This window comes from Bradyrhizobium sp. Bra78, assembly GCF_024519855.1.
Lineage (GTDB): Bacteria > Pseudomonadota > Alphaproteobacteria > Rhizobiales > Xanthobacteraceae > Bradyrhizobium > Bradyrhizobium japonicum_G.
This window is the reverse complement of record NZ_JALJRE010000001.1, coordinates 205,093-229,920: the sequence shown is the minus strand read 5'-3', so window position 1 is coordinate 229,920 and position 24,828 is coordinate 205,093. Positions and strand designations below refer to the sequence as shown.

At 65.1% G+C, this 24,828-nt stretch carries 25 protein-coding genes; 9 read left to right on the top strand and 16 right to left on the bottom strand.

Annotated features, from left to right (window positions below):
* Positions 1-9 precede the first annotated feature (9 nt).
* Positions 10-804: an IclR family transcriptional regulator gene (locus OC450_RS01140; protein WP_256805872.1), complete on the top strand. Its 795-nt coding sequence runs from the start codon at positions 10-12 to the stop codon at positions 802-804.
* Positions 805-811: 7 nt separating this feature from the next.
* On the opposite strand, the gene OC450_RS01135 is transcribed toward OC450_RS01140, so the two are convergent.
* The 10 genes from OC450_RS01135 to OC450_RS01090 form a co-directional block, all read right to left on the bottom strand.
* Positions 812-1,591, bottom strand: a complete 780-nt coding sequence (locus tag OC450_RS01135; protein WP_262047007.1) for an SDR family NAD(P)-dependent oxidoreductase — start codon at positions 1,589-1,591, stop codon at positions 812-814.
* A gap of 57 nt (positions 1,592-1,648) precedes the next feature.
* Positions 1,649-2,239 carry a thiamine pyrophosphate-dependent enzyme gene (locus tag OC450_RS01130; protein ID WP_262047006.1) on the bottom strand — a complete coding sequence of 197 codons (591 nt, stop codon included), beginning with the start codon at positions 2,237-2,239 and terminating at the stop codon, positions 1,649-1,651.
* A 5-nt stretch (positions 2,240-2,244) separates the two neighbouring features.
* Positions 2,245-2,787, bottom strand: a complete 543-nt coding sequence (locus OC450_RS01125) for a thiamine pyrophosphate-binding protein (protein WP_262047005.1) — start codon at positions 2,785-2,787, stop codon at positions 2,245-2,247.
* 326 nt (positions 2,788-3,113) lie between these two features.
* Positions 3,114-3,815 (bottom strand): GntR family transcriptional regulator, encoded by a 702-nt coding sequence (locus OC450_RS01120; RefSeq protein WP_262047004.1) that lies wholly within the window; start codon positions 3,813-3,815, stop codon positions 3,114-3,116.
* Between the two features lie 111 nt (positions 3,816-3,926).
* Positions 3,927-4,670 (bottom strand): aspartate/glutamate racemase family protein, encoded by a 744-nt coding sequence (locus tag OC450_RS01115; protein ID WP_262047003.1) that lies wholly within the window; start codon positions 4,668-4,670, stop codon positions 3,927-3,929.
* A gap of 9 nt (positions 4,671-4,679) precedes the next feature.
* Positions 4,680-5,945 carry an NAD(P)/FAD-dependent oxidoreductase gene (locus tag OC450_RS01110; protein ID WP_262047002.1) on the bottom strand — a complete coding sequence of 422 codons (1,266 nt, stop codon included), beginning with the start codon at positions 5,943-5,945 and terminating at the stop codon, positions 4,680-4,682.
* 3 nt (positions 5,946-5,948) lie between these two features.
* Positions 5,949-7,610 (bottom strand): thiamine pyrophosphate-binding protein, encoded by a 1,662-nt coding sequence (locus tag OC450_RS01105; protein ID WP_211384255.1) that lies wholly within the window; start codon positions 7,608-7,610, stop codon positions 5,949-5,951.
* The gene (locus OC450_RS01100) at positions 7,607-8,833 is read right to left on the bottom strand and encodes a pyridoxal phosphate-dependent aminotransferase (RefSeq protein ID WP_211384254.1); all 1,227 of its coding nucleotides are present in this window, start codon (positions 8,831-8,833) and stop codon (positions 7,607-7,609) included. Before OC450_RS01100 ends, OC450_RS01105 begins: the two co-directional genes overlap by 4 nt.
* A gap of 10 nt (positions 8,834-8,843) precedes the next feature.
* On the bottom strand, positions 8,844-9,197 hold the full coding sequence (locus tag OC450_RS01095) for a RidA family protein (protein ID WP_211384253.1): 354 nt from the start codon (positions 9,195-9,197) through the stop codon (positions 8,844-8,846).
* A 12-nt stretch (positions 9,198-9,209) separates the two neighbouring features.
* A complete protein-coding gene (locus OC450_RS01090; RefSeq protein WP_211384252.1) occupies positions 9,210-10,127 on the bottom strand; it encodes an NAD(P)-dependent oxidoreductase in 918 nt (305 codons plus the stop codon).
* A gap of 220 nt (positions 10,128-10,347) precedes the next feature.
* On the opposite strand from OC450_RS01090, the gene OC450_RS01085 reads away from it, so the two are divergent.
* The 7 genes from OC450_RS01085 (at position 10,348) to OC450_RS01055 (ending at position 16,990) form a co-directional block, all read left to right on the top strand.
* Entirely contained in the window at positions 10,348-11,187 is an 840-nt protein-coding gene (locus OC450_RS01085) for a transporter substrate-binding domain-containing protein (protein ID WP_262047001.1), read from the top strand.
* Positions 11,188-11,200: 13 nt separating this feature from the next.
* On the top strand, positions 11,201-11,863 hold the full coding sequence (locus tag OC450_RS01080) for an amino acid ABC transporter permease (RefSeq protein WP_211384250.1): 663 nt from the start codon (positions 11,201-11,203) through the stop codon (positions 11,861-11,863).
* Entirely contained in the window at positions 11,860-12,618 is a 759-nt protein-coding gene (locus OC450_RS01075) for an amino acid ABC transporter ATP-binding protein (RefSeq protein WP_256805864.1), read from the top strand. Before OC450_RS01080 ends, OC450_RS01075 begins: the two co-directional genes overlap by 4 nt.
* 39 nt (positions 12,619-12,657) lie before the next feature.
* On the top strand, positions 12,658-13,386 hold the full coding sequence (locus OC450_RS01070) for an aspartate/glutamate racemase family protein (protein ID WP_262047000.1): 729 nt from the start codon (positions 12,658-12,660) through the stop codon (positions 13,384-13,386).
* Between the two features lie 244 nt (positions 13,387-13,630).
* On the top strand, positions 13,631-14,095 hold the full coding sequence (locus tag OC450_RS01065) for a (2Fe-2S)-binding protein (protein WP_211384247.1): 465 nt from the start codon (positions 13,631-13,633) through the stop codon (positions 14,093-14,095).
* 1 nt (position 14,096) lies between these two features.
* The gene (locus tag OC450_RS01060) at positions 14,097-16,349 is read left to right on the top strand and encodes a xanthine dehydrogenase family protein molybdopterin-binding subunit (protein ID WP_262046999.1); all 2,253 of its coding nucleotides are present in this window, start codon (positions 14,097-14,099) and stop codon (positions 16,347-16,349) included.
* Between the two features lie 8 nt (positions 16,350-16,357).
* A complete protein-coding gene (locus tag OC450_RS01055; protein WP_211384245.1) occupies positions 16,358-16,990 on the top strand; it encodes a hypothetical protein in 633 nt (210 codons plus the stop codon).
* Between the two features lie 38 nt (positions 16,991-17,028).
* Here the strand turns inward: OC450_RS01055 and OC450_RS01050 are convergent, their stop codons facing one another.
* A complete protein-coding gene (locus OC450_RS01050; protein WP_256805860.1) occupies positions 17,029-18,543 on the bottom strand; it encodes a carboxylesterase family protein in 1,515 nt (504 codons plus the stop codon).
* A gap of 23 nt (positions 18,544-18,566) precedes the next feature.
* Positions 18,567-19,907, bottom strand: a complete 1,341-nt coding sequence (locus tag OC450_RS01045) for an MFS transporter (RefSeq protein ID WP_256805859.1) — start codon at positions 19,905-19,907, stop codon at positions 18,567-18,569.
* Between the two features lie 207 nt (positions 19,908-20,114).
* Here OC450_RS01045 and OC450_RS01040 point away from each other — a divergent pair, with 207 nt between their 5' ends.
* On the top strand, positions 20,115-20,765 hold the full coding sequence (locus OC450_RS01040; protein WP_262046998.1) for a TetR/AcrR family transcriptional regulator: 651 nt from the start codon (positions 20,115-20,117) through the stop codon (positions 20,763-20,765).
* 6 nt (positions 20,766-20,771) lie between these two features.
* On the opposite strand, the gene OC450_RS01035 is transcribed toward OC450_RS01040, so the two are convergent.
* The 4 genes from OC450_RS01035 to OC450_RS01020 form a co-directional block, all read right to left on the bottom strand.
* Positions 20,772-21,557, bottom strand: coding sequence for an ABC transporter permease (locus OC450_RS01035; RefSeq protein WP_211384241.1), 786 nt, complete (start codon positions 21,555-21,557; stop codon positions 20,772-20,774).
* On the bottom strand, positions 21,554-22,366 hold the full coding sequence (locus OC450_RS01030; RefSeq protein WP_211384240.1) for an ABC transporter permease: 813 nt from the start codon (positions 22,364-22,366) through the stop codon (positions 21,554-21,556). The genes OC450_RS01035 and OC450_RS01030 overlap by 4 nt, the downstream gene beginning before the upstream one ends.
* 73 nt (positions 22,367-22,439) lie before the next feature.
* The gene (locus tag OC450_RS01025; protein ID WP_211384239.1) at positions 22,440-23,489 is read right to left on the bottom strand and encodes an ABC transporter substrate-binding protein; all 1,050 of its coding nucleotides are present in this window, start codon (positions 23,487-23,489) and stop codon (positions 22,440-22,442) included.
* 22 nt (positions 23,490-23,511) lie between these two features.
* Entirely contained in the window at positions 23,512-24,819 is a 1,308-nt protein-coding gene (locus OC450_RS01020; protein ID WP_262046997.1) for an NAD(P)/FAD-dependent oxidoreductase, read from the bottom strand.
* Positions 24,820-24,828 lie beyond the last annotated feature (9 nt).

Sequence of the window (24,828 nt, the reverse complement as noted above, 5' to 3'; positions counted from 1 at the left end):
AGGAGGCGCATGAAGAGAGAAAGCCGCGGTATCCAGTCGATCGAGGTCGGTGGAGAATTGCTCCGCGCGCTCGCCAGATGCGGCGAACCGATGATGCTGCGCGATCTCGCCCGCGAGGCGGGCATGACGCCGGCCAAGGCGCATCCTTATCTCGCCAGCTTCTCTCGCATCGGCCTGATCGAGCAGGACGAGACCACCGGCCGCTACGAGATCGGCGCGCTGGCGCTGGAGCTCGGCCTGATCAGCCTGCGCCGTCTCTCCGGCGTGCGTATCGCCGGACCGAAGATCGCCGGCCTCGCAAGCCAGATCGGGCACGCGGTCTCGCTTGCGGTCTGGGGGACGCACGGCCCGACCGTGGTGCAGCTCGAAGAACCCGGCCAGCCCGTGCACGTCGTGATGCGCGCCGGTTCGGTGATGGCGCTGCTGGAGACGGCCACGGGCCGCGCCTTTGCGGCCTTTCTGCCCGAGAAGACGATCAACGCCGCGCTGGAGAGCGGACTCGATCGTCACGGCGTCGGCTACAATCCGAAGCGCGCTGTAAGAGGCGCGAAGGTCGCCGAGATGCTCGCTGAAGTCCGCAAGCACGGCCTCGCCCGTGCGCTCGGCGATCCCCTGCCCGGGGTCAATGCGTTCTCCGCACCGGTGTTCGATCATTCCGGCCATGTCGCGCTGGTCATCACCGCGATGGGGCCGGAAGGCACCTTTGACGCCCGCTGGGATAGCCCGATCGCAAATGCGCTGCGCGACTGCGCCGGCGGCATCTCGAAGCGACTGGGCTACGGGATGACGATCGCCGCGGAGTGAACCGGCCCTACCTCTCCTTCACCGGCACCGTGTAGTTCAGGATCAGCCTGCCGCCATCGGGATAGATGGTCTGCCCCGTGATGTAGGACGCATCGTCGCTGGCGAGGAACGCGACCACGGACGCCACCTCGCTCGGCTCACCGCCGCGGCCGGCCGGCGTGCGCGACATCACGGTCTTGCGGGCATCCTCCGAGGTGTAGATGGACGAGGCCACCATGTCGGTCAGGATCGTGCCCGGCCCGACCGCGACGACGCGGATATTGTGCGGGGCCAGCGCGACGGCAGCGACCGAGGTGAGCTGCTTCATGCCGCCCTTGGACATCGCGTAGGTCGCAAGCGCCGGGATCGCCAGCAGCGCGTTGACCGAGGACATGTTGATGATGACCCCGCCGCCGCCCTGCGCGATCATCTGCCTGGCCGCCGCCTGCACGCCGAAGAACGCGCCCTTCAGATTGATGCCGATGATTTCGTCGAATTCCTCCTCGGAAATCTGCAGGATGTCCCGGTTGCGGGCGACGCCGGCATTGTTGACCATGATGTCGAGCCGGCCGAACTCCTTCACGGCGGTTGCGACGAGCTGATCCACGTCAGTGCGCTTGGCGACATTGCCGACGACGGTGCGCAAGGCGTCCGGGTGCCCGAGCTCGACGGCCGTCGCAGCGAGGCCCTCGGCATCGACATCCGATATGACGACCTTGACGCCGTCGTCGAGGAATCGTTTTGCGCAGGCCTTGCCGATGCCGCGCGCCGCGCCGGTGATGGCGGCGACCTTGCCGGATAGTTTCATAGGGCTCGCTCCAGAATAGCTGCTTGCGGCAAACCTGATCCGGGCAAGGGCCTCAGCTCAAGCCGCCGCAAACCCGAGATGAGCACGGAACCGGTTCTTGATAAAGACGGCATCGCGAGACGGCAGCGAACGCGGCGGATTTTCCGCCAGAACCTTGATGACGAAAAGCCGCGGGCCATCGGCCGGCTCAGCGATTTGCGATGCGAGGCCTTCCACCTCCGCCAACGTCCGCACGGTCCCCGTCGCAGCAAATCCGCAGGCTGTAGCGATCGCCGTGAGATCGACGCCGCGGCCGGTGTGGCTCGCCTGCATCCCGGTCTCGCCAAAATGCTGGTTGTCGATCACGACGATGTCGAGATTGCGCGGGCGCGCGACGCCGATGGTGGCAATGCCGCCGAGGCCCATCAGTTGCTCGCCGTCGCCGGTGAGGGCCATCACGCGCTTTCCCGGCTGCGCCTGAGCAAGGCCAAGGCCGATCAGCGCGGCGCCGCCCATGGCGCCCCAGAGATAGAAATTGCCGTCGTGGTCGCCGACAGAATGAAGGTCGTAAGTGGGCGAGCCGAGGCCGGAAACGACCAGCGTGTCCTTGCGGTTCTTGAGAAGAGCCGCGACGGCAACGCGACGATCAAGCTGAGAGGGTACGGACATCGATATCACCACTTCTTCTTGCCGATCAGGCGTTGCCCGATCAGGACCGCGATCTGCTGATCGGAATCGTACGCGAGCGCAGCCGCCGATTCGACCGTCTCGACCAGATCCTCCGCCGTCTCCGCCCGCATCACCTTCAGCCCGATCGCCTCCAGTGACGGCTGCGTGGCCCGGCTCATCGGCACCTGCCAGGGATTGAACTCGGCCCATTCGCCGCGCATCGTCACCAGCATCAGCAGCGGAAAGCGGCCGATCGCCGACAGCGACAGCATATTGATGCAATTGCCGACTCCGCTCGACTGCATCAGCAGCACGCTGCGCTGGCCGCCGAGCCAAGCGCCGGCGGCAATCGCGACGCCCTCCTCCTCGGTCGTCAGCACGTTGGTGGTGACGTCAGGATCGGCGGAGAACAGCCGGATCAGCTGGCTATGGCCGGCATCTGGGACGTAGGACATCTGCCTGACGTCGGCGGCTTTCAGGATGCGATAGAGCTCGGCCGGCCAGTCGTCGCTTGTGCGCGTGTCGAGATTGGGTTGAGGGCTGTGCACCGTGGGTCTCCATGAATTTCGAGCAGCACGCTAGCGACGTTCGCGTGCGAAGGCTCTGACCGTCTGGCACGATCAGATATTGAAGGATTGTATAGCTGCGTGCGCTGGTGCGCCTGCGGGACCGGAGGCGCGATGCGCATTGCTGCGCCCTCTCCCCTTGTGGGAGAGGGCATCCCCGCAAGTCGACACGGCCTCGCTCGGGTGAGGGGTTGCCTCTACGCGCTCACGCGCATCGGCATGCGCGGAGAGATACCCCTCATCCGGCGCTTCGCGCTACCTTCTCCCACAAGGGGAGAAGGGAGAGCACCGTCACTGCGGTACGCAGACTAGTTGGCCGCGGACCGCGCCGTCGTCGGCATATAAATCTGCGCGTAGCCTTCCTTGATCGCGGACGTGATGCGATCGAGGCGGCGGTCGATGTGCTTCTCCAGCACCGATACGCAGACCTCTTCGTCGCGTGCCTTCAGCCCTTCGACGACGGCGCGGTGCTCGGCTTGCGTGTTGGACCGGTTGATGCTGTCCATGTCGATCCAGCGCACGAAGCGGATGCGGGCATTGACGTTGCGCAGGACGCGCAGCATCTCGGCATTGGTCGACATCGCCATAAGTCGCTCGTGAAAGGTCTCGTCTAACTCGACCAGCTCCACCGAGGAGCGCTCGCCGGGATCCGGACCGGTGGCCTCGAGGAATTTCAGCAGCGCGTCGATGTCCTCGTCCTTGGCACGCCTGACGGCGAGGCGGATCGAGGCGACCTCGATCGATTTGCGCAGCTCGTAGAGATCGAAGATCTCGTGCGCGTCGAGCTCGCGGCAGAAAAAGCCCTTGCCCGGCGTGAAGCGCAGAAACCCTTCGGTGTTGAGGCGGTTGAGCGCCTCGCGCAGCGGCGTGCGGCTGACGCCGAGACGCTTGGCGAGCTCGCCCTCGTTGAGCCGCTCGCCCGGCTTGAACTCATAGCTCACGGCCATCGCCTTGAGCTGTTCATAGACGCGATCGACGATACTGTCGGAAGCCAGTTCCACGTTGCTCATCACAATCTGCATTTATGCCCGAACACAGTTCAATATACCGGGGCGCCTCAGACGATGGCAATGCAAACGAAGGTCTGGCAGGGCTTGTTCAGTGCTTTGGGACGGCCGGAATCAGGAAAAGGCGCGCGGACGCAGTCCCGCGTGAAACCAGGTGATCATCGAATAGATGTCATAGACGGGCAATCCGACTTCGGCCTGAAGTGCTGCAGCGTAAGGCGGCATGTTGGTGCATTCCAGTACGATTGCACCGATATCGGGGTTCCTGGCGACGAGCGCCTTGCCGGCCTCGACCACGTCGCGCTCGGCCTGCGCAATGTCCATGTCGTCCTTCTCGGCCTTGATCAGGACGCGGAAGAACTCCTTGCCGTTCTCGGTGCCGGCCAGCGGCGTATCGAGCGGCACCCCGGCGCCTTCGAGATGGGCCGGCGTCAAGGTCGAGCCGGACACCGTGACGAGGCCGACGCGCTTGCCCGGCGGCAGTGTCGCCTGCACCCACGGCACCTGCATCAGCGACGAGGTCGCGACGGGCACGCCGACGGCGGCCGCGATCTCCTTCTGGAACAGCGACAGGAAACCGCAATTGGTGGTGATCGCCTCGGCCCCGAGCCGCACCAGATCCTTCGCCGCATCAATGAAGTCGGGCAGCAGGCCGGCCGCGCCCTTCAGCACCACCTTCTCCGGCGAGGCGCCGCTCACCACGCGATAGAGCACGGGGAACGGCCAGGTCGTGCCGTTGCCCATATCCCCGGGAATGCGGGGGAAGCGCGCTTCCAGCATCAAGATGCCGAGCGGCGCACCGTAGATGGCCTTGCCGCCACGGGCGATGCGGGAGGATGAGCTGGCTGGAGTGGTCATGGTGCGATCTCAGAGGAAACGATTGGGCGAAAACGGCGTGAGCGGAATCTCAGTCTTCTTGCCGCTCAGGAGCTGGGCGACGAGGCGGCCGGTGCGGGCCGAGCCGACCAGGCCAACATGGCCGTGGCCGAAGGCGTAGACGATGTCGCGCGAGGCGCGGGCATGGCCGATGCAGGGAAGTCCGTCCGGCATGCTCGGCCGATGGCCGAACCAGGTCTTGATGCGCGAGGGCGGAATGTCCTTCGGCAGTTTCGGGAACATACTGAAGAGGTGGTTGCGCAAAATCTCGGCGCGCTTCCAGTTCGGCGCGGCCTCGAGGCCCGCGATCTCGACGGTGCCGGCGGCGCGCAGGCCCTTGTCGGTCCAGTTCACCACCATCTTGGCGTCCGACGCCATCATCGAGCAGCGCGGCCCCGACTCCGGGTTCTCGATCATGACATGATAGCCGCGCTCGGTCTCGAGCGGCAAGGGATCGCCGACCGAAGCGGTGAGCCGTTTTGAATGCGCACCGGCGGCGACCACTGCCGCGTCGCAAGGAATCTCGCCAGTCTCGGTAACGACAGCAACGAGCTTGTCGCCGGAAAGCCTGAAGCCCGTCGCCTTGGCGCGCACGAGCTTGACGCCACTCGCCAGTGCATGCTGGGCAAGCGCCGCGACGTAAGCGCCGGGATCGCGGCAGCGTCCGGCTTCCTCCACCACCACGCCAAAAGTGTAGCGCGGATGCAGATCCGGCTCACGCTGGCGCATTTCGTCGGCGTTGAGCTCCAGCCATTCGACGCCGACCTTCTTGCGCAGGCGCCAGCCGAGATCGTTGTCGAAATTGCCGCGCGACGGGAACACATGCATCACGCCGTTGCGCTCGATCAATTCAGGCACGCCGGCTTCTTCCGCAAGCTTCCGGTGCAGCAGCGGTGCATCCTTGAGGAGATCGCGCAGCGCGAAAGCCGTCTTCTCGACGCGCGCCTCGGTCCAGCCCGAGAGCAGGTACTTGATCAGCCACGGCAGCGCCTTCGGCAGATAAGACCAGCGGATCGCTAGCGGTCCGAGCGGGTCCATCAGATAGCCCGGCACCTTCTTCCAGACGCCGGGCTCGGCCGGCGGGATCACCGAATGCGAGGAGAGCCAGCCGGCATTGCCGTAGCTCGCCGCCTGCTCGCCTCCGGGCTCGCCCGGATCGATCAGCGTGACACGATGGCCCTCGCGCAGCGCCTCGATGGCGCTGATCACGCCGACCGCACCGGCACCGATGATGGCGACGTGGCGGCCCTCGGACATCGCTTAAGCCTTCACCGCTGGGACAAAATCCTTGCCGACCGAGATCGCGCGCGGATCGATGATGCAGTGGAGGATCGACGGCTTGCCCGAGGCCAGCGCGCGCTCGAAAGCCGGAGCGAACTCCTCGGTGCGCTCGACCCGCTCGCCATGGCCGCCGAACGCTTTTGCGTACATCGCAAAATCCGGGTTCTTGAGCTGGGTGCCGACCACGCGGCCGGGATAGTCGCGCTCCTGGTGCATGCGGATGGTGCCGTATTGTGAATTGTCGACGACGATCACGACGAGCGCCGCGTCGTACTGCACGGCGGTCGCGAACTCCTGGCCGTTCATCAGGAAGCAGCCGTCGCCGGCGAAGGCGATGACGGTGCGATCCGGGTATTGCCGCTTGGCCAGCACCGCCGCCGGAACGCCATACCCCATCGAGCCCGACGTCGGAGCAAGCTGTGAGGCAAAGCTGTGGAAGCGGTGATGGCGATGGATCCAGCCGGCATAATTGCCGGCGCCGTTGCAGACGATCGCATCCTTCGGCAGGCGGTCGCGCAGCCAGGTCATGACCTGGCCGTACTGGAACGTACCCGGCAGCTCGCGCGCCTTCTCGGTCCAGGCGAGATAATCGGCATGCGCCTTGGCGGCCTCGCCGTTCCAGGCAGGCGCGGCGGCCGGCTTCAGTGTCTCGACAGCGGCGGCGAAGGCGGCGGGCGTGGCCTGGATCGCAAGCTCCGGCTGATAGATGCGGCCGAGCTCTTCCGAGCCCGGATGCACGTGAATCAGCTTCTGTCGCGGCGTCGGAATGTCGAGCAGCGTGTAGGATGAGGACGGCATCTCCGACATGCGGCCGCCGATCAGAAGGAGGACATCGGCGCCGTCGATGCGCGCCTTCAGGCCCGGGCTCGGCCCGATGCCGAGGTCGCCGGCATAGTGCGAATGATCGGCATCGATCAGCGACGCCCGGCGGAACGAGGTCGCAACCGGCAGGTCGAACCGCTCGGCGAAGCGCGCGATGCTCCTGGTTGCCTCATCGGTCCAGCGCGATCCGCCGAGAATGACCAGCGGCGCCTTGGCACTCGCGAGCATCGCCCCGAGACGCTCGATATCGGCAGGCGCGGGCCAGCTCACCGCCGGCTCGATGCGCATGGCATCGGCGACAGCAGCGGTCTCGGTCAGCATGTTCTCCGGCAGCGAGATCACCACGGGACCGGGACGGCCCTGCATCGCGACGCGGAAGGCGCGTGCGACCAGCTCCGGGATGCGGTCGGGGCGATCGATCTCGACCGCCCATTTCGCCATGGTGCCGAACACCGCCTTGTAGTCGAGCTCCTGGAACGCCTCGCGCTCGCGCATGCCGGTATCGACCTGGCCGACGAACAGGATCATCGGGGTCGAATCCTGCATCGCGATGTGGACGCCGTGGCTGGCATTGGTCGCGCCGGGGCCGCGGGTGACGAAGCAGACGCCCGGGCGCCCCGTGAGCTTGCCGTAGGCCTCCGCCATCATCGCGGCGCCGCCTTCGGCGCGGCAGATCATGACGTCGATCGGGGAGTCATGCAGCGCGTCCAGCGCGGCGAGATAGCTTTCGCCCGGCACGCAGGTGACTCGCTCGACGCCTTGCGCGACGAGCTGATCAATCAGGATCTGGCCCCCGGTGCGGGTGTTGCGAATGGTCATGACAGCTCCCTGCAGGCTTTGGCGATGCGCTTTAAGGCCTCGCGCAAGTTTTGTTCCGAGGTGGCGTAGGACAGGCGGAAATAAGGTGCAAGGCCGAAACAGCTGCCCGGCACCACGGCTACGTCATGCCTCTCCAGCAGGAAGCGGCAGAACGCGGCATCGCTGTCGATCGTGGTGCCGTCGGGGGCACGGCGGCCGATCAGGCCAGCGCAGCTGGGATAGGTGTAGAACGCGCCCTCCGGCCGGCGGCAGCTGACGCCGTCGATCGCATTGAGCGCATCGACCACGATGTCGCGGCGTCGCTGAAACGCGGCGCGGCGTTCGGCCAGAATATCCTGCGGCCCGGTCAGTGCGGCAATCGCGGCGGCCTGGCTCACCGAGCACGGATTGGTCGTGCTCTGGCTCTGCACCACCGCCATTGCTGCGATCAGCTCGCGCGGGCCGCCGCCATAGCCGACGCGCCAGCCGGTCATGGCATAGGCCTTGGAGACGCCATTCACCGTCAGCGTGCGCGATTTCAGGCTGGGCTCAAGCGCTGCCGCCGTGACGAACGGCATGCCGTCATAGGTCAGGTGCTCGTAGATGTCGTCGGCGATCAGCCAGACATGCGGATGGCGCCCCAGCACATCCAGGATCGGGCGCAACTGCGCCGCGGAGTACGCAGCGCCGGTCGGATTGGACGGCGAGTTCAGCAGCAGCCAGTGCGTCTTCGGCGTGATCGCGCGTTCGAGGTCGGCGGCATCGAGGCGAAAGCCGTTGTCCTCGCGGCAGAGCACGTCGACCGGAGTGCCGTCGGCGATGCGCACCATGTCGGCATAGCTGGTCCAGTAGGGCGCGGCGATGATGACCTCGTCGCCCGGGCTCAACGTCGCCATGAAGGCGTTGTGGATCACCTGCTTGGCGCCCGCGCCGGCGGTGATCTCCTCAGTGGCATAGACGAGATCGTTCTCGCGGCGGAATTTCTCAGCGATCGCCGCCTTCAGTTCCATCGAACCGTCGAGGATGGTGTATTTGGTCTGGCCGGCGCGGATCGCGCGCTCGGCCGCGTCCTTGGCATGATCGGGCGTGTCGAAATCCGGCTCGCCGGCGCCCAGCACGATCACCGGCCGCCCCTCGCGCTTCAGCCGCTGCGCGACCGCACCGATCTTCAGGATCTCGGAGACGCCGATGGCGCTGATGCGCTGGGCTGGACGGAAGCCGGTTGCGGGAGCCTGGACGGTCACGAGCCAGCCCTTACTTGCGCGCGGCGATGGCGATCACCTCGATGCGGTAGGCGGGATCGGCGAGCTCGACCTTGCCGCAGGCACGCGTCGGCGCGTTGCCGGGCACGACCCAGGCATCATAGACCGCGTTCATGGCGTCGAAATCGTCCATGGTCCTGAGCCAGACCTGCACGCTGAGCAGGCGCGACTTGTCGGTACCGGCGCGCGCCAGCATGTCGTCGACTTTACCGAGTGCCTCGCGGGTCTGCAGGGTGATATCGGCGGTCTTGGTGTCCGCCACTTGCCCGGCGAGGAAGACGAGATCGCCGAACACGGAAGCGCGGCTGCGGCGGGCGTTCTGGTCGATGCGGGTGATATCAGACATGGGACGTCCTTGTTACTTGCCGGTGGCGATGATGCGGCGGCAGTGATCCAGCGCGGCGCCGATCAGGTTGTCGCTGGCCTCCGGCGTGCGGAACGCCGAATGCGCCGACAGCGTCACGTTCGGCAGTTTGGTCAGCGGATGTCCGGCTGGCAGCGGCTCGACGGTGAAGACGTCGAGGCCGGCATGGGCGATGTGACCCGAGCGAAGCGCGTCGAGCATCGCGTCTTCATCGACGACGGCGCCACGCGCGGTGTTGATCAGGATGCTGCCTGGACGCATCTGCGCGATACGCTCACGTGACAGAAAACCCTTGGTCTCGTCGTTGAGCAGAAGATGCAGCGAGATGACGTGGCTTTCCGCCAGCAGCTTCTCCAGCGCAACGAACTCGACGCCCGGATGCGTCTTCGGGGTCCTGTTCCAGGCGATCACCTTCATGCCGCAGCCCGCCGCCATGCGGGCTGCTTCCGCAGCGATACCGCCGAAGCCGATCAGGCCGAGCGTCTTCCCGGTGAGCTGGACCGCGTCGCGGCGCAGCCAGTTGCCCTCGCGCATGCCGCGATCCATCTCGCCAAAACTCTTGGCGGAGGCCCACATCAGCGCGATCGCACATTCTGCGACTGCCGTATCGCCATAGCCCTTGATGGTGTGGACGGCGATGCCGCACTCGGCGAGCTCTTCCGGATTCATGTAGCTGCGGGCGCCCGTGCCGAGGAAGACGACGTGCTTCAGCTTGCTGCACTTGGCGGCAATCACTGAAGGCACTGCCGTGTGATCGACGATCATGATCTCGGAATCGCCGAGCAGGCTGGGGAGATCGTCCGGCTTGATGGAGGGGTTGCGGTTGATGCCAACAGCCAGGTTCTGCGAGCGCAGCAGCTTGTCGGTCACCGCCGCCAGGGTGTCGTTTGCATCGACGAACAGAGCGCGCACAGGCCTCTCCTTGAGATCACGAGAAAATTGCATTCAGATTTGTATTCAGATAATCATGCGAATGACAACCTCAATTTTATATAGCTCTGCCAAGATATTGGGCTGATTTCTGCCCTGTCGCACAAATGGTCAGCAATCTAAAATACCGTATTGCATATTATCCTGAATACAGAAATAGTCCAGCGACCGATCCGACCCAAATTCCAGGGAGACAGAGACCATGAATCGCAGGTACGCTCTCACCACCGTGGCGCTGGCAGGCGCAGCGATTGCCGCCGCGAGCAGCCCGGCCAGGGCCGACACCGCACCGACCTCCACGCTCGACCGCATCAAGAAGAATGGCGTGCTGCGCGTTGCCGTCATCGTCGGCCAGGAGCCCTACTTCCATAAGGACCTCGCCACCGGCACGTGGTCGGGCGCCTGCATCGACATGGCCAACGACATCGCCGGCAAGCTCGGCGCCAAGGTCGAGACGCTGGAATCGACCTGGGGCAACCAGATCCTCGACCTCCAGGCCGACAAGGTCGACCTCGCCTTCGCAGTGAACCCGACGCCGGAACGCGCCCTCGTCATCGACTTCTCGACGCCGATCCTGGTGCACTCCTTCACGGTCATCACCAAGAAGGGCTTTGCCAAGCCGCAGACCTGGGCCGAGTTGAACAAGCCCGAGGTCAAGATCGCCGTCGACATCGGCTCGACGCACGAGACCATCGCGCGCCGCTACTGCCCGAAGGCGACCATCCTCGGCTTCAAGAACCGCGACGAGGCGATCCTCGCGGTTGCGACCGGCCGCGCCGACTGCAACGTATCGCTGGCAGTGCTCTCGGTCTCGACCCTGAAGAAGAACCCGAATCTCGGCGATCTCGCGATCCCGCGGCCGCTGCTGACGCTGCCGACCAACATGGGCATCCGCGCCGAGAGCGATCGCCGCTACAAGGACTTCCTCAGCGCCTGGGCCGATTACAACCGCGCGATGGGCCAGACCCGCGAATGGATGCTGAAGGGTTTTGAAGCAGTCGGCCTCACCGCCGAGGACCTTCCGGCCGAAGTGCAGTTCTGACGACCGTTCGACGATGTATGTCTGGGAGTTCGCGGCGCTCAAGCCGTATTGGGGCCTGATCTGGCAAGGGCTCCTGGTCACCTTGTTCTACACGGTGACCACGGTGGTCGCGGGCCTCGCGATCGGACTGGTCGTCGGCATTCTGCGCACGACGGCACCGCGCTGGGTCTCGGTGCCGCTGCGGCTCTATATCGAGGTGTTTCGCTGCACGCCGCTCCTGGTGCAACTCGTCTGGATGTACTACGCCCTGCCCGTCCTGATCGGCGTCGACATGTCGCCGGCGATGGCCTGCTTCATCGCGCTGTCGCTCTATGCCGGCTCGTTCTACGCCGAGATCTTTCGTGGCGGCATCGAGGCCGTCGACGTCGGCCAGTGGGAAGCCGGCCGCGCCATCGGCATGCGGCGCGGCAAGATCTTCCGCCGCATCGTGCTGCCCCAGGCAACCCAGGTGATGATCCCCTCCTTCATCAACCAGACCATCATGCAGCTGAAGAACACCTCGCTGGTGTCGGTGGTCGCGGTCGGGGACCTCCTCTATCAGGGCTCGGTGATCACGGCGACGAGCTACAAGCCGCTTGAGGTCTACACCACGATCGCCGTGCTTTATTTCGTCGTGCTGTTCCCGCTGACGCTGGTCGCCGACCGGGTCGAGCTCAAGCTGGGAGCACATCGATGAGTGCCCTGATCGCAAGCAACATCCACAAGGCGTTCGGCGACCACGAGGTGCTCAAGGGCGTCTCGCTGTCGGTCGAGCGCGGCGAGGTCGTCACGCTGATCGGCGCCTCCGGCTCCGGCAAGTCCACCTTCCTGCGCTGCCTGAACCTGCTCGAAATGCCGCAGCAGGGCGAGCTTGCGATCGGCACGCATCGGTTCGCGTTCGGCAAAGGTCCTCGCGCACCGAAGGACGCGCAACTGGCGCAGCTGCGCGAAAATGTCGGCATGGTGTTCCAGCACTTCAACCTGTTCCCGCACATGTCGGTGCTCGCCAACGTCAAAGAGGGCCCGGTGCAGGTCAAGGGCATGGCACGAAACGAAGCCGACGCGCTCGGCCGCGATCTGCTCGCCAAGGTCGGCCTCGCCGACAAGGCCGACGCTTTCCCGAGCCGCCTGTCCGGCGGCCAGAAGCAGCGCGTCGCGATCGCGCGTGCGCTCGCGATGAAGCCCGAGGTGATGCTGTTCGACGAACCGACCTCCGCGCTCGACCCCGAACTCGTCGGCGAAGTCCTCGCCGTAATCCGCAGCCTCGCCGCCGAAGGCATGACCATGGTGCTAGTGACGCACGAGATGGCCTTCGCCGCCGACGTCTCCACCCGCGTCGGCTTCATGAACGACGGCATCATGGCCGAGATCGGCACGCCCGAGGAAACCATCCGCCGGCCGCGCAGCGAACGGCTGAAGGCGTTCTTGAGCCGGTTTCACGAGACGCATTAGACTGCTGGTGACGACCATCCCGAATCGGTGGGGACAACCATGAAACTCCGCGGCGGCTTCACGAATTACGGCGAGACGATCGGCATCCTGATGCTCGATACCCGCTTCCCGCGCCCGCGCGGCGACATCGGCAACGCGCTCTCCTACGACTTCCCGGTGCGCTACAAGATCGTGCGCGGCGCGCACGCCACCAAGATCATGGGCGATCATCCAGATCCGGCCCTGCTCGAGCCGTTCGTCGCAGCGGCCCGCGAGCTGGAGTCCGAGGGCGTCAAGGCCATCACGACGAGCTGCGGCTTTCTCGCGCCGTTCCAGAAGCAGCTCGCCGCCGCCGTGAACATTCCCGTCTTCACCACGAGCCTGATCCAGGCGCCGCTGATCCACGCCATGCTGCCGCCGGGCAAGGTCATCGGCGTCTTCACCGAACGCGGCCATCACATGAACGACGAGCATTTTCGCGGCGTCGGCTGGTCGCAGAAGCAAATTCCCGTTCATATCCAGGGCATGAAGCCGGATGCGCAGTTTCCAGCGATTTATATTCTCGGCCGCGAGGAACTGGACACCGAGGTGTTGCGCGCCGAGATGATCGAGATGACGCAGGCCTTCATGGCGTCCTGCAAGAATCCCGGCGCGGTCCTGTTCGAGTGCACCAACATGTGCCCGTTCTCGAAGGACGTCGCCGAGGTGTCGGGCCTGCCGGTGTTCGACATCAACACGCTGATCAATCTGTTCTACCGCGCGGCCAATCCGGTGCCGTTCCTGCGCTGATCGCCTTCCGAACGATCAAAGACAATTGAATCTATTTCTGAATCTATTTCGATCGCCCTGAAGGGCGCGGCAAAATCACACACCTTCGTCGTCGTGCGATTTTGCAAATGCCGCGGCGGCGCGGTTTGACAGCATCGCCGCATCAGCGACACGCTGAGCATGCCGGTCTAACAATTCGACGACGCTCGCTGGAGCGTACTCGTTCGACCTCACGTCCCGCAAGGACGCGCGAAAGGACACCGACATGATCGAGCTCACGGTCAATGGGATCAAGCGCCAGGTCGATGTTGTTCCGGAGATGCCGCTGCTCTGGGTGCTCCGCGACGAGCTTGGTATCACCAGTCCCAAATACGGCTGCGGGGTCGCGCAATGCGGCGCCTGCACCGTCCAGATCGAGGGAATGGCGGTCCGGGCCTGTCAGGCGCATATCGGCGAGATCGCAGGCAAGTCGGTCGTCACGCTCGAAGGGCTGGAAAAGCGGGACCAGCACCCGGTTCTGCAGGCCTGGATCGAACATCAGGTTCCACAGTGCGGTTACTGCCAGACCGGGCAGATCATGCAGGCCATCTCGCTTCTCGATCTGATCTCCCAGCCGACCGACGAGGACATCAACGAGGTGATGTCCGGCAATCTCTGCCGTTGCGGAACCTATCCCCGCATTCGGGCGGCGATCCACGCTGCGGCCGCGAAGAAGATGGCGGAGAAGTGAGATGGGCGAGTTGCAGAGGCTGTCCCGCCGCGCATTCGTTTTCGGCTCCGCCGCGGTGGCCGGTGGTGTCGTATTCGGCTCCTACGGCGACGCTGCGCAAGCCGCGACGGACAGTGACAATCCCTTGTCCGCCGGGCTCGGACCGAATTCCGCAAGCTTCAACCCCTGGGTCGAGATCAGCCCGGATAAAATCACGCTGATCGCGCAGCATGCCGACATCGGTCAGGGCGTCGGCTCGATACAGCCGATCATGATCGCCGAAGAGATGGACCTCGATCCCGGCCAGTTCGAAGTTCGCTTCGCCGGCCCGAGCCCCGCCTATTTCAATACGGGCTTTGCGGACGAATTCGCGCCGTTCGTGGCTGCCGACCAAAGTCCGGCCGCCGAGGAAGCGCGCGCCAAGACGCTCGAATGGCTCAGACAGTCGGGCCTGCAGATGACCGGCGGGTCGAGCACGCTGCCGGACACCTACGAAAAGCTGCGCGTTGCCGGCGCGGTCGCGCGCGAGACGCTGAAGGCCGCCGCCGCCAAGCGGTCGGGGGTCGCCGTGGCTGACCTGCGCACCCAATCGGGCCATGTGATCCTGCCCAACGGCACCAAGATCGCCTATGTCGATCTTTCCGCGGATGCCGCAAGAATTCCGCCGGTGCTCGATGCCAAGCCGCGTGATCCGTCGAAATGGCGCTTGCTGGGCAAGCCGATGACGCGCCTCGACATTCGCGCGAAGGTCATGGGCGAGCTGAAGTTCGGCATCGACCTGAAAACGGACGGCATGCTGTATGCCTCCGTCAAGCTGAACCCTGGCAAGGGCCAGCCGCTGAAGTCATACGACGCCAGCAAGGCGCGCGCGATGCCGGGGGTCAGGAAGATCCTCGAAATCAAGAATGGCGTGGCGGTGATCGCCACGAACAGCTGGTACGCCATGAAGGCGGTCGACGCCATCGCTTGCGAGTGGGCGGCCTCGGCCTATCCCGCCGAGCAGGCCGACCATTGGAAGGTGCTGGAATCCTCGTTCAAACCTGAATTCCTCGGCAAGGAGTGGCGGAAGATCGGCGATATCGAAGCCGGCCTGAAGACAGGCAGGCTTGTCGAAGCCGAATATCGCGCGCCCTATGTGGCGCATCAGCCGCTCGAGCCGCTGAACGGGATCGGCCTCGTCACCGACAAGGGGATGGATATCTGGGTCAGCCATCAAAGCCCCCGTTTCGTGCAGTATGTTGCGGCGACAGCGATCGGCCTCAAGCCCGAACAGGTCACCTTCCACAATCAATGGGCCGGCGGAAGTTTTGGCCATCGTCTCGAATACGAGAACGTACGGGTTCTTGCAGAAATCGCAAACCAGATGAAGGGAACACCGATCAAGCTCGTGTTCTCGCGCGAGGAGGATTTCCTGCAGGACATTCCGCGGCAGATTGCGATCGCAAGGCACCGCGGCAGCGTCGACAAGAGCACGATCGTCGCAGCCGATCTGCAACTGGCCTCGACGACGCCGCTCAAGGGGCTGCTCGAGCGTTCGGGCACCCCCTCGAAGGATCCCGACGGGCAATTGGCCGCGGGTCTGTGGAACGTCTATTACGACATCCCCAATTTCCGGGCCACGAGCTACGAGGCCCAGGGATTGTCGCCGAGCACCACGTGGCGGTCGGTCGGCGCCTCCACATCGGGCTTCTTCACCGAAAGCTTCATCGACGAGCTGATCCATGCGGCCGGTCTCGATCCCATGCAGGCGCGCATCGCGATGTGCACCGTGCCGCACTACCGCAAGGTGCTGGAAACGGTCGCGGAGATGTCGGACTGGAAGGGACCGCTCGGCAACGGCAGGGGCCGTGGCGTCGCCTTCGTGGAGTCCTTCGGCACGCCGACCGCCGAAGTCGTCGAGGTCACGAAGACGGAGCGAGGCATCAGGATCGACAAGGTCTGGATCGCGGTCGATGTCGGCAAGGTGGTCGACCCCGTCAATTTCGAAAACCAGGTGCAGGGCGGCGTGATCTGGGGGCTCGGCCACGCCATCAATTGCGAGCTGACTTACGCCAAAGGCGCGGTGCAGCAGACCAACTACAATCATCACGAGGCGATGCGGATCTACCAATGTCCCGTCATCGAGGTTCGCGGGCTCGAGAACGATCCGAAGGTGAGAGGCGTTGGAGAGCCGCCCGTCCCGCCGGCCGCGCCCGCGCTTGCCAATGCGATCTTCGCGGCGACCGGACTGCGCATCCGCGAAATGCCCTTCAACAAGTTCATTGATTTCGTGTGAGGCGGGTCATGAAGAGATCCCTGATTAGGCTCGCCCTCGCCGCTTCGGCCATTGCGGCCCTCACCGGAATTGGCGCGGCCAAGGACGAGGCCAAAAAGGACGCTCTGCCGCCGGGCAGCGTCAGCCGCGCCGAAGGGCTGGAAGCCTGGAAGCGGATCGAAGCGGTGGTGACGCATCCGCGCTGCGCCAACTGTCACGTCGATGCCAGAGCCATTCCGATCTGGACGCCGGCAGGCGAAACCAGGCCGCGCGTGCATGGCATGAACATCCATGGCGGCGACAGCCGCATCGGCGCCGAGAAGATCGCCTGCTCGACCTGTCACATGACCTCCACCCAGGCCAACGAGCCGGCACCATCGCCGCCACGCGCCGGCATCGACTGGCAGCTTGCTCCGGTCGAGTTCATCTGGTTCGGCAAGAGCGGCGCCGAGATCTGTGCACAGCTGAAGGATCCCAAACGCAATGGCGGGCGCGACGCCGTCGGTCTCCTCGAGCATCTCAGGCACGATGCATCGCTGAACGGCTTCATCCCGCGCGGATGGGCGCCCGGAGCGGGTCGTACGACGCCGCCCGGCACGTTTGAGGATCACGTCAAGGACATGGCCATGTGGGGAGCCGCCGGGCAACCCTGCCCAAACTGACAGCGCATGCTGCGACGACGATGCCGAGAGCAGTCGGCTCAGGCGCGGACGCTCTCACCCCGCATTGCGACCGTACCCTGCGTCGCATCTGCTGCCAGAAGCTCCGCCCAGACGCGGAAGCGCGCGCCTTCGTTGAGCGCACAGACTTGGAACGGCTGAGCGAAAATCGCACGAGCCTCCTTGCTCGCACCAAACCTCGGCCAGGCCTCGGCAATATCGGGCCGGCCCGTCGTGACATACCGCAACAGGTCTGCCTGGAACTGCGCGGCGACATCGATGTCGGCAGGTGTCATCGGACCGCCCTTGCGCTTCAGGATCGGGCGATCGATGAAATTCGGCGGATGCGCCCAAAGACAGGCATTATCGGCGCCGTGGGTCGGCCCTTGCGACAGGAACGGCTCCAGCGCCGGGCGATGGTCGAACCGGCTCAGCCACACTGCACCGCCTGCCGCAGCGTGAACCCGCGCGAGGTCCGCCATCGGACGATGCCAGAACGCATCCGACAGCAGCGCTTCGTAGGGATCCTCGTCGCGGCGCGCCGTCGCGCGGTAACAACCAAGCAGGCGCTCCCAACCGGCGTCGCCGAATGCGGCGCGCACATTCCGCTCGGTGGTGCGGATCATCGCGGCGGGCGGGGTGCTCTTCAGGAACATCACCATCTCATCGCGGCAGGAGCCGAGCCAAAGCGGGATGTCGCGCAAGGTCCCGTCGGCAAAGACCTCGCGCGGCTCCCGCGGGATCACGATGCCGTCCAGCACCGGGCCGAACACGGTGCCTGAGGCGGTCTCGTCCGCAAGCCTGCGGCCGACCCGCTCCACCGCCGCAAAGAGCTCTGGCAGCGGCACGGCCGCGATCGCGGCGGGATCACCTGCAAGTTCGAGCTCGTCGAACACACGGCGCGCGACGTCGTCGGCATGATCGGCGCTCATGATGTTGCGCCCGGGCGCGCTGAGCGCGAGGGCGCGGATGAACTTGCCTTTGACCTGTGGCAAGGTTGCGAGCGCGATCACCATGGAGGCGCCGGCCGACTGGCCCGACAGCGTGATCGCATCCGGATCGCCGCCGAAATTCGCGATATTGGCGCGCACCCAGTCGAGCGCAGCGACCGCGTCCGACGTCGCGAGATTGTTCGCCTCGTCGAGCCCATGACGATGCAATTGCAGGAAGCCGAGCGGCCCGAGCCGATAGTTGATGGTGACGATCACGGCCGGCCCGCGCGCGGCAAGGAAAGAGCCGTCATAATCGGCGCCGCCACCGGTGACGAAGGCCCCGCCATGGATGAAGAACAGCACCGGCAGCGGACGATCGGCCCCCGCCGGCGCCCAGATGTTCAGGCTGAGACAGGACACCTCATCCGCGTTGTCGAGATGCCCGGGCTGCGGCGCAAAAGCGCCGTAGTCCGTGCAGCGGCGCGGTTCCGTCCACGAAAGCGGCGGCCTCGCACTGGCGAAGCGCGGCGCGATCGCGAACGGCACGCCCTTGAAGGCACGCATGCCGGCCTGTTCAGAGCCGACGATCGGCCCACTCGTCGTCGGAACTGCATTGGTCAGCATGCGATCGCTATCCTGTTTTTCGCTCAAGCACGTCGCTTGCCGAGATCGGCGATATCCACATTGTGGGTTTCGCGCGCGGTTGCTGCGGCCGCCGCCGAGATCACGCAGCAGCAGGCCACGAAGATCGCGACGGGAATCCAGCCGTTCGGTCCCTCGCCGACCAGGCTCGCGCTCACCAGCGGCGTGAAGCCGGCGGCGAGGAAACCGAGCTGGGTGCCGATCGCGGTGCCGGAATAGCGCACGCGCGCCGCGAACATCTCGGCATAGAAGGACGGCCAGATCGCATTCGGCGCGGCGTAGATTATCCCCGAGAGGATCATCGCAGCGGCGAAGACCGCGATCGTATTTCCCGACGTGATCAGCATGAAATACGGGAACAGCAGCACCGCGCAACCGAGCACGCCGCCGATGAACACTGGTTTGCGACCGATCTTGTCGGCGAGCAGGGCCCAGAACGGCTGCGTGATCAGCGCCGTGACATTGCCGAGCACGCCGGCCCACAGCATGGTCGGGCGCGCGACGCCGAACTTGCTGGTGGCGTAGCCGAGCGCGAACACGGCGGTCATGGTGCTGACGGTGGCGATCAGCGCGCAGGCGATCACGCGCAGCACGTCCGGCCAATAGTCGCGCAGCAACGCGACCACGGGGAAGCGCGCAACCTGCGCCTTGTCCTTGATGTCCTCGAAAACCGGCGTCTCCGGCATGGTCCGCCGCACCAGATAGGCGACGACCAGCACGAAGAACGACAGCAGGAACGGAATGCGCCAGCCCCAGCTCAGGAGCTGGTCTTCCGGCAGGCTCGACACCGGGATGAACACCAGCGTCGCCAGGATCGCGCCGGCCTGTGTGCCGCTCAGGGTCCAGCTCGTGAAGAAGGCGCGGTTGGAATTGGCCGAATGCTCCAGCGTCAGCGAGTTCGCCCCGCTCTGCTCGCCGGCGGCCGAGAGGCCCTGCAACAGGCGAAGCAGGGTCAGGATGACGGGCGCGGCGTTGCCGATCGCCTTGGCATCCGGCAAGAGGCCGATCGCAAGCGTCGAGCCGCCCATCAGCACGAGGGTGAACAGCAGCACCGTCTTGCGGCCGATGCGGTCGCCGAAATGACCGAGGATGACGGCGCCGACGGGACGCGCGACGTAGCCGATGCCAAAAGAGAGCAGCGCGAGCAGCGTCCCGGTCGACGGATCGACATTGGCAAAGAACACTTTTGGAAAGATCAGCGCCGCCGCGGTGCCGTAGATGAAGAAGTCGTAGTATTCGAGCATGCTGCCGACGAAGCTGACGAGCGCGGCGCGCTTGGGCAGCTTGTTCGGCGTGGCCTCCGCGCTGGACGGCGCGTGCAGCGGTGCGGTTGATGTCAACGTCATCTGAATCTCCTCCCCATGTGTCCGGTGCGGTTCGCGTCAGGCTGACCGCCGCGCGCGTTTTTGTGGTTCTGGTTGCCGCAACCTTGGTTTGAAGCCATAATGTACGAACTAGTACGTTTATGCAATACGCATTGGATCAATGCCGCGACAGGTGAAATTTGCCTTCACCTTCAAGGTGATCCGTGGAAACTGGCGGGAGAAACAGCGATGCTCGAGCGCATGCCGCCCCTATCGAAGCGCATCAACGACCCCGAGCGAACCAGGCGCGACATCCTTGAGGTGGCGATGGCCGAATTCGCCTCGGAGGGCTATTCCGGCGCCCGCGTCGATGCGATCGCGGCGCGGACGCGCACGTCGAAACGGATGATCTATTATTATTTCGGCGGCAAGGAGCAGCTCTACCTTGCGGTGCTGGAGGAGGCCTATCGCAGCATCCGCGCGCTGGAGGACCAGCTCGACATCGCCAGTTGCGACGCGCGCGAGGGACTGCGCCGCCTGATCGAGGCGACCTTCGACCATGACGAGCGCAATCCGAATTTCATCCGCCTCGTCAGCATCGAGAACATCCACCACGGCAAGCACCTGAAGCAGAATCTGCAGCTGCGCCAGCTCAATGCCAGCGTGATCGCGACGCTCGACGGCATCCTCAAGCGCGGCCGTGGCGAAGGCGTCTTCCGCGACGACGTGGACGCCATCGACCTGCACCTCGCTATCTCCTCCTACTGCTTCTTCCGCGTCGCCAACCGCCACACCTTCGGCGCCCTGTTCGACCGCGACCTCAGCGAGCCCAGGGTGCTCGCGAAGAGCCGCACGCAGATCGTGGAGATGATCCTGGCGTGGCTGGGGAAGCAGAGTTAGTAGCCCTCACCCACTCTTCTTCTGCCGCGCGCTCGCCAGCAGCACCAGCATGAACGAGGCCGCCGTCATCAGCGTCGAGATCGCGGCGATGGTCGGATCGATCTCGTCGCGGAGCGCGGTGAACATGCGCTTGGTCAGCGGCTGATACTGGCCGCCGGAGATGAACAGCGCGACGATGGTCTCGTCCATCGCCGAGATGAAGGCGAAGATGCCGCCGGCGACCACGCTGGACTTGATCTGCGGCAGCGTGACCGCAAAGAAGCTGCGCAGGCGGTTCATGCCGAGGCTGCGCGCCACCATTTCCTGCGCCGGATCGAAGCTCTGCAAGCCCGCCAGCACGGAGATGATGACGTAGGGCAGGCCCAGCATCACGTTGGCGAGCACGAGGCCCGGCAGGGTCGCGACCAGGCCGACCTTGGCATAGACGAAGAAGATGCCGACCGCGGTGATGATGATCGGCACCACCAGCGGCAACAACAGCATCATGTGGATCAGCCGCATGATGCGCAGCTTCGACTGGCTGATCGCATAGGCGGCCGCAACCCCGAGCGGCGTGGCGATCAGAACGGTCAGGAGCGCAACCGTCAGCGTCACCCGCGTCGCCTGCATCCAGGCCGGATTGGAAAAATACTGCTGATACCAGCGCAGCGACAGCGACGGCGGCGGGAAGGTCAGGAAGCGCGCGCTGGAGAACGAGATCGGCGCGATGATCAGCACCGGCAGGATCAGATAGACCAGCACCAGCGCGCTGACGACATAGAGAGCGATCCGGGCGGGCGACACTCGCATCATTTCTGCCCCAGGATACGATCGAGCGAGATGAAGCGGCTGACGGCGACAAAGATCAGGAGCACGCTGACGAGCAGCACGACGGCGACCGCGCTCGCAGCCCCGAACTGGTTGTAGAGCTCGACGTTGCGGCTCACCAGCATCGACACCATCACCGTACGGCCGCCGCCGAGCAGTTCCGGCGTGATGTAGAAGCCGAGGCAGAGCACGAACACCATGGTGCAGCCCGCGAGCACGCCCGGCAGCGACAGCGGCAGGAAGACGCGGGCGAAGGTGAGCGACGGGCTCGCACCCAGGCTGGCGCCGGCCTGCATCAAATCGCCCGGAATCTTCTGCATGGTGGCGTAGAGCGGCAGCACCATGAATGGCAGCAGGATGTGCACGGTCGCCACCACCGTGCCGAAGGTGTTGTGGACCAGCGCGAGCGGCTCGGAGATCACATCGAGATAACGCAACAGCTGGTTGATCACGCCGGTGCGCTGGAGCAGCGCCAGCCACGCATAGGCCCGCACCAGCACGCTGGTCCAGAACGGCAGCACGACCAGCGCAAGGATCAGGATGCTCCACCCCTTCGGCACGGAATTGGCGAGATAGGCGACGGGATAACCGAGCAACAGCGCGATCAACGTGACCGCGAGACTGATCTCGAAGGTCAGCGCAAAGCTGCGCCAGTAGATGTCTTCGGTGAAGATGCGGCGATAGTTCTCCAGCGTGAAGCCGTCATGGTAGATCGACTGCCAGGCCAGCCAGCCGACCGGCAGCACGATCAGCAGCAGGATCACGAGCAGCGCCGGCGACACCAATGCCAGCATCAGCCCGTGCTCACGGCGCTGATGCTTTTGGGAGGGATCTGGCACGGATGTCGTCAACGCGGCCTCGCTTCGCTTACTTCTGCATGAACGACGCCCAGCGCTTCTCGGCCGCCTCGCCGGCGGGCGAGGACCACCAGGCGTAGGACATCAGCGCCTGCTTGGCCGCATTGGCCGGCTCGCTCGGCAATTGCGCGGCGCGCTCGGGCTTGATCACGTTGGTCTCGAACGCCTTGGGATTGCCTGGACCATAGTCGATCTGCAGCGGCAGATTGGCCTGGTGCACGGGATCGACGGCCTCGTTGAGGAACTTCACCGCGGTGTCGAGGTTCGGCGCACCCTTGAGGATGCAGAGCGAGGTGCTCTGCAGGATACCCTGATTGTAGGTGAAAGCGACCTTCGCGCCCTCTTTCGCGACAGCGCTGACACGGCCGTTCCAGGCCATCTCCATGTCGACCTCGCCGTCGTTGAGCAACTGCGCCGACTGCGCACCGGAGGTCCACCACACCGTGATATTCGGCTTGATCTCTTCCAGCTTCTTGAAGGCGCGATCGACGTCGAGCGGATAGAGCTTGTCGGGCGCGACGCCGTCGGCCATCAGCGCCGCCTCGAGCGTGGCGATCGGGTGGTTGCGCAGGGCGCGGCGGCCGGGGAATTTCTTGACGTCCCAGAAGTCGACCCAGCTGTTCGGCGCATCCTTCGGGAAGGTCTTCTGGCTGTAGGCCAGCACGCTGGAATAGAACTCGTAGGACACCGAATAGGGGCTGCGATACGCCTCCGGCATCGCCGCCGCGTTCGGGATTTTCGAGAAGTCGAGCTTCTCGATCAGCCCTTGCTCGCCGCCGCGCAGGCAATAGCCGGTCGGGGTGTCGACGACGTCCCAGATCGGCTTGCCGCTGCCGACCTGGGTCTTGATCGCGGGCCAGGCGTCGGGAATCGAGTCCTGGTTGATGGTGATGCCGAGCTTCTTGGCGGAGGGATCGAGGATCGCCACCGTCTGTGCCTGCTGATAGGCTCCGCCTTGCGAGACGAAGGTGATCTGCTCGGCCGCATGGGCCGCAGTGCCACCGAGCGCGATCGCGCCCAGCAGGGTGTAGCCAAACCCAGAATTCCGCTTCATCGTCATCCTCGCCTCCTCCAAATAAATCTCATTGACCGATCGCATCGAGAAACTGGTACCAGCCGGCGACCATGCGCACGGCGGGCTCGCGCAGCGGATAGAACGGAATGGCCTTCAGGCGCCGCGCATCGAGCAGCCCGACCTCGGGCGTCTCGCCGCGCGCGAAGGCGGCAAGATAGCGGCCCATCAGGCTCGACATCGCCACACCTGCGCCGTTGTAGCCCATCGAGAACAGCGTGCGGTCGTCGAGCCGGCCGATATGCGGCACGGAGTCCAGCGTCATGCCGACCAGGCCCGACCATTTGTATGCGAGCGGCACATCCGCGAGGTCCGGAAAAATGCCGACCATCGCCTTGCGCAGCGCATCGAAGGCAGCTTCGGAATCCTGCTTGCCGAAGGCGCCGCGGCCACCGAAGATGACGCGATTGTCGACCATGCGGAACCAGCGCATCATGCGCTTGGTCTCGGTATAGGTGCGCCCGGTCGGCATCAGGCGACCGGCGAGATTGCGCGGCAGCTGCTCGGTCGCGACCATGGCGCTGCGGAACGGGATCAGCGTCCGCTGCATATGCGCGGTGGCATCCGTCAGATCCGAATAGCTGTTGGTAGCGATGATCGCCTGCTTCGCCCGCACCGCGCCTTGCGGCGTTTCGGCGACGATGCCGTCGTTCTCGCGCCGGAGCTTGATCATCGGCGAATCCTGGAAGATCGGAACGCCGCGACGCGCCACGCCATCGGCGAGGCCGCGCAGATAGTTCAGCGGATGGATACCGCCCGAGCCCGGATTGAGCACGCCGCCGACGAAGATGTCGGAGCCGGTCTCCTCGCGCACCTCGCGCTTGTCGAGGATGCGGACTTCCGCATCGCCCATCTCGCGCTTCATCCAGTTGGCCTCGTCGATCGCGGCCTTCAGCGTCGTCTCGTTGTGCGCGGCCTTGACCTGACCGGTGCGCGTCAGCGCTGCGCTGGTGATGCCGAATTCGGAGACGAGCTCCTCGACCATGTCGGTGGATTCATGCGCGATCCCGTACATGCGCTGCGCCATGGCGCGGCCGTGCACGGCATCGATCTCGCGGAATGACAGGCGGAATTTCGCTGTGATCACGCCGCCATTGCGGCCGCTCGCGCCCCAGCCGGGCCGGTTGGCCTCGAGCACGACCGGCGCGAGCCCGCTCCTGGTAACGTGGTGCGCCGCGGACAGGCCGGTATAGCCCGCACCGATGATCACCACATCCGCTTGTTTCTCGCCCGACAGCACGGGAAACGCGCGCGCCGGCTCCGCCGTGGCTTCCCACAGCGAGTTGGCCGATGGCAGCGCGCTCCAGTCCCGTGTCATGCCCGTGCT

Excerpts from the sequence above, each read along its gene's own strand:
- OC450_RS01140 (WP_256805872.1), top strand. The coding sequence starts at position 10 with ATGAAGAGAGAAAGCCGCGGTATCCAGTCGATCGAGGTCGGTGGAGAA.
- OC450_RS01135 (WP_262047007.1), bottom strand. The coding sequence starts at position 1,591 with ATGAAACTATCCGGCAAGGTCGCCGCCATCACCGGCGCGGCGCGCGGC.
- OC450_RS01130 (WP_262047006.1), bottom strand. The coding sequence starts at position 2,239 with ATGTCCGTACCCTCTCAGCTTGATCGTCGCGTTGCCGTCGCGGCTCTT.
- OC450_RS01120 (WP_262047004.1), bottom strand. The coding sequence starts at position 3,815 with ATGAGCAACGTGGAACTGGCTTCCGACAGTATCGTCGATCGCGTCTAT.
- OC450_RS01115 (WP_262047003.1), bottom strand. The coding sequence starts at position 4,670 with ATGACCACTCCAGCCAGCTCATCCTCCCGCATCGCCCGTGGCGGCAAG.
- OC450_RS01110 (WP_262047002.1), bottom strand. The coding sequence starts at position 5,945 with ATGTCCGAGGGCCGCCACGTCGCCATCATCGGTGCCGGTGCGGTCGGC.
- OC450_RS01105 (WP_211384255.1), bottom strand. The coding sequence starts at position 7,610 with ATGACCATTCGCAACACCCGCACCGGGGGCCAGATCCTGATTGATCAG.
- OC450_RS01095 (WP_211384253.1), bottom strand. The coding sequence starts at position 9,197 with ATGTCTGATATCACCCGCATCGACCAGAACGCCCGCCGCAGCCGCGCT.
- OC450_RS01085 (WP_262047001.1), top strand. The coding sequence starts at position 10,348 with ATGAATCGCAGGTACGCTCTCACCACCGTGGCGCTGGCAGGCGCAGCG.
- OC450_RS01080 (WP_211384250.1), top strand. The coding sequence starts at position 11,201 with ATGTATGTCTGGGAGTTCGCGGCGCTCAAGCCGTATTGGGGCCTGATC.
- OC450_RS01075 (WP_256805864.1), top strand. The coding sequence starts at position 11,860 with ATGAGTGCCCTGATCGCAAGCAACATCCACAAGGCGTTCGGCGACCAC.
- OC450_RS01070 (WP_262047000.1), top strand. The coding sequence starts at position 12,658 with ATGAAACTCCGCGGCGGCTTCACGAATTACGGCGAGACGATCGGCATC.
- OC450_RS01065 (WP_211384247.1), top strand. The coding sequence starts at position 13,631 with ATGATCGAGCTCACGGTCAATGGGATCAAGCGCCAGGTCGATGTTGTT.
- OC450_RS01060 (WP_262046999.1), top strand. The coding sequence starts at position 14,097 with ATGGGCGAGTTGCAGAGGCTGTCCCGCCGCGCATTCGTTTTCGGCTCC.
- OC450_RS01055 (WP_211384245.1), top strand. The coding sequence starts at position 16,358 with ATGAAGAGATCCCTGATTAGGCTCGCCCTCGCCGCTTCGGCCATTGCG.
- OC450_RS01050 (WP_256805860.1), bottom strand. The coding sequence starts at position 18,543 with ATGCTGACCAATGCAGTTCCGACGACGAGTGGGCCGATCGTCGGCTCT.
- OC450_RS01045 (WP_256805859.1), bottom strand. The coding sequence starts at position 19,907 with ATGACGTTGACATCAACCGCACCGCTGCACGCGCCGTCCAGCGCGGAG.
- OC450_RS01040 (WP_262046998.1), top strand. The coding sequence starts at position 20,115 with ATGCTCGAGCGCATGCCGCCCCTATCGAAGCGCATCAACGACCCCGAG.
- OC450_RS01035 (WP_211384241.1), bottom strand. The coding sequence starts at position 21,557 with ATGATGCGAGTGTCGCCCGCCCGGATCGCTCTCTATGTCGTCAGCGCG.
- OC450_RS01030 (WP_211384240.1), bottom strand. The coding sequence starts at position 22,366 with ATGCTGGCATTGGTGTCGCCGGCGCTGCTCGTGATCCTGCTGCTGATC.
- OC450_RS01025 (WP_211384239.1), bottom strand. The coding sequence starts at position 23,489 with ATGACGATGAAGCGGAATTCTGGGTTTGGCTACACCCTGCTGGGCGCG.
- OC450_RS01020 (WP_262046997.1), bottom strand. The coding sequence starts at position 24,819 with ATGACACGGGACTGGAGCGCGCTGCCATCGGCCAACTCGCTGTGGGAA.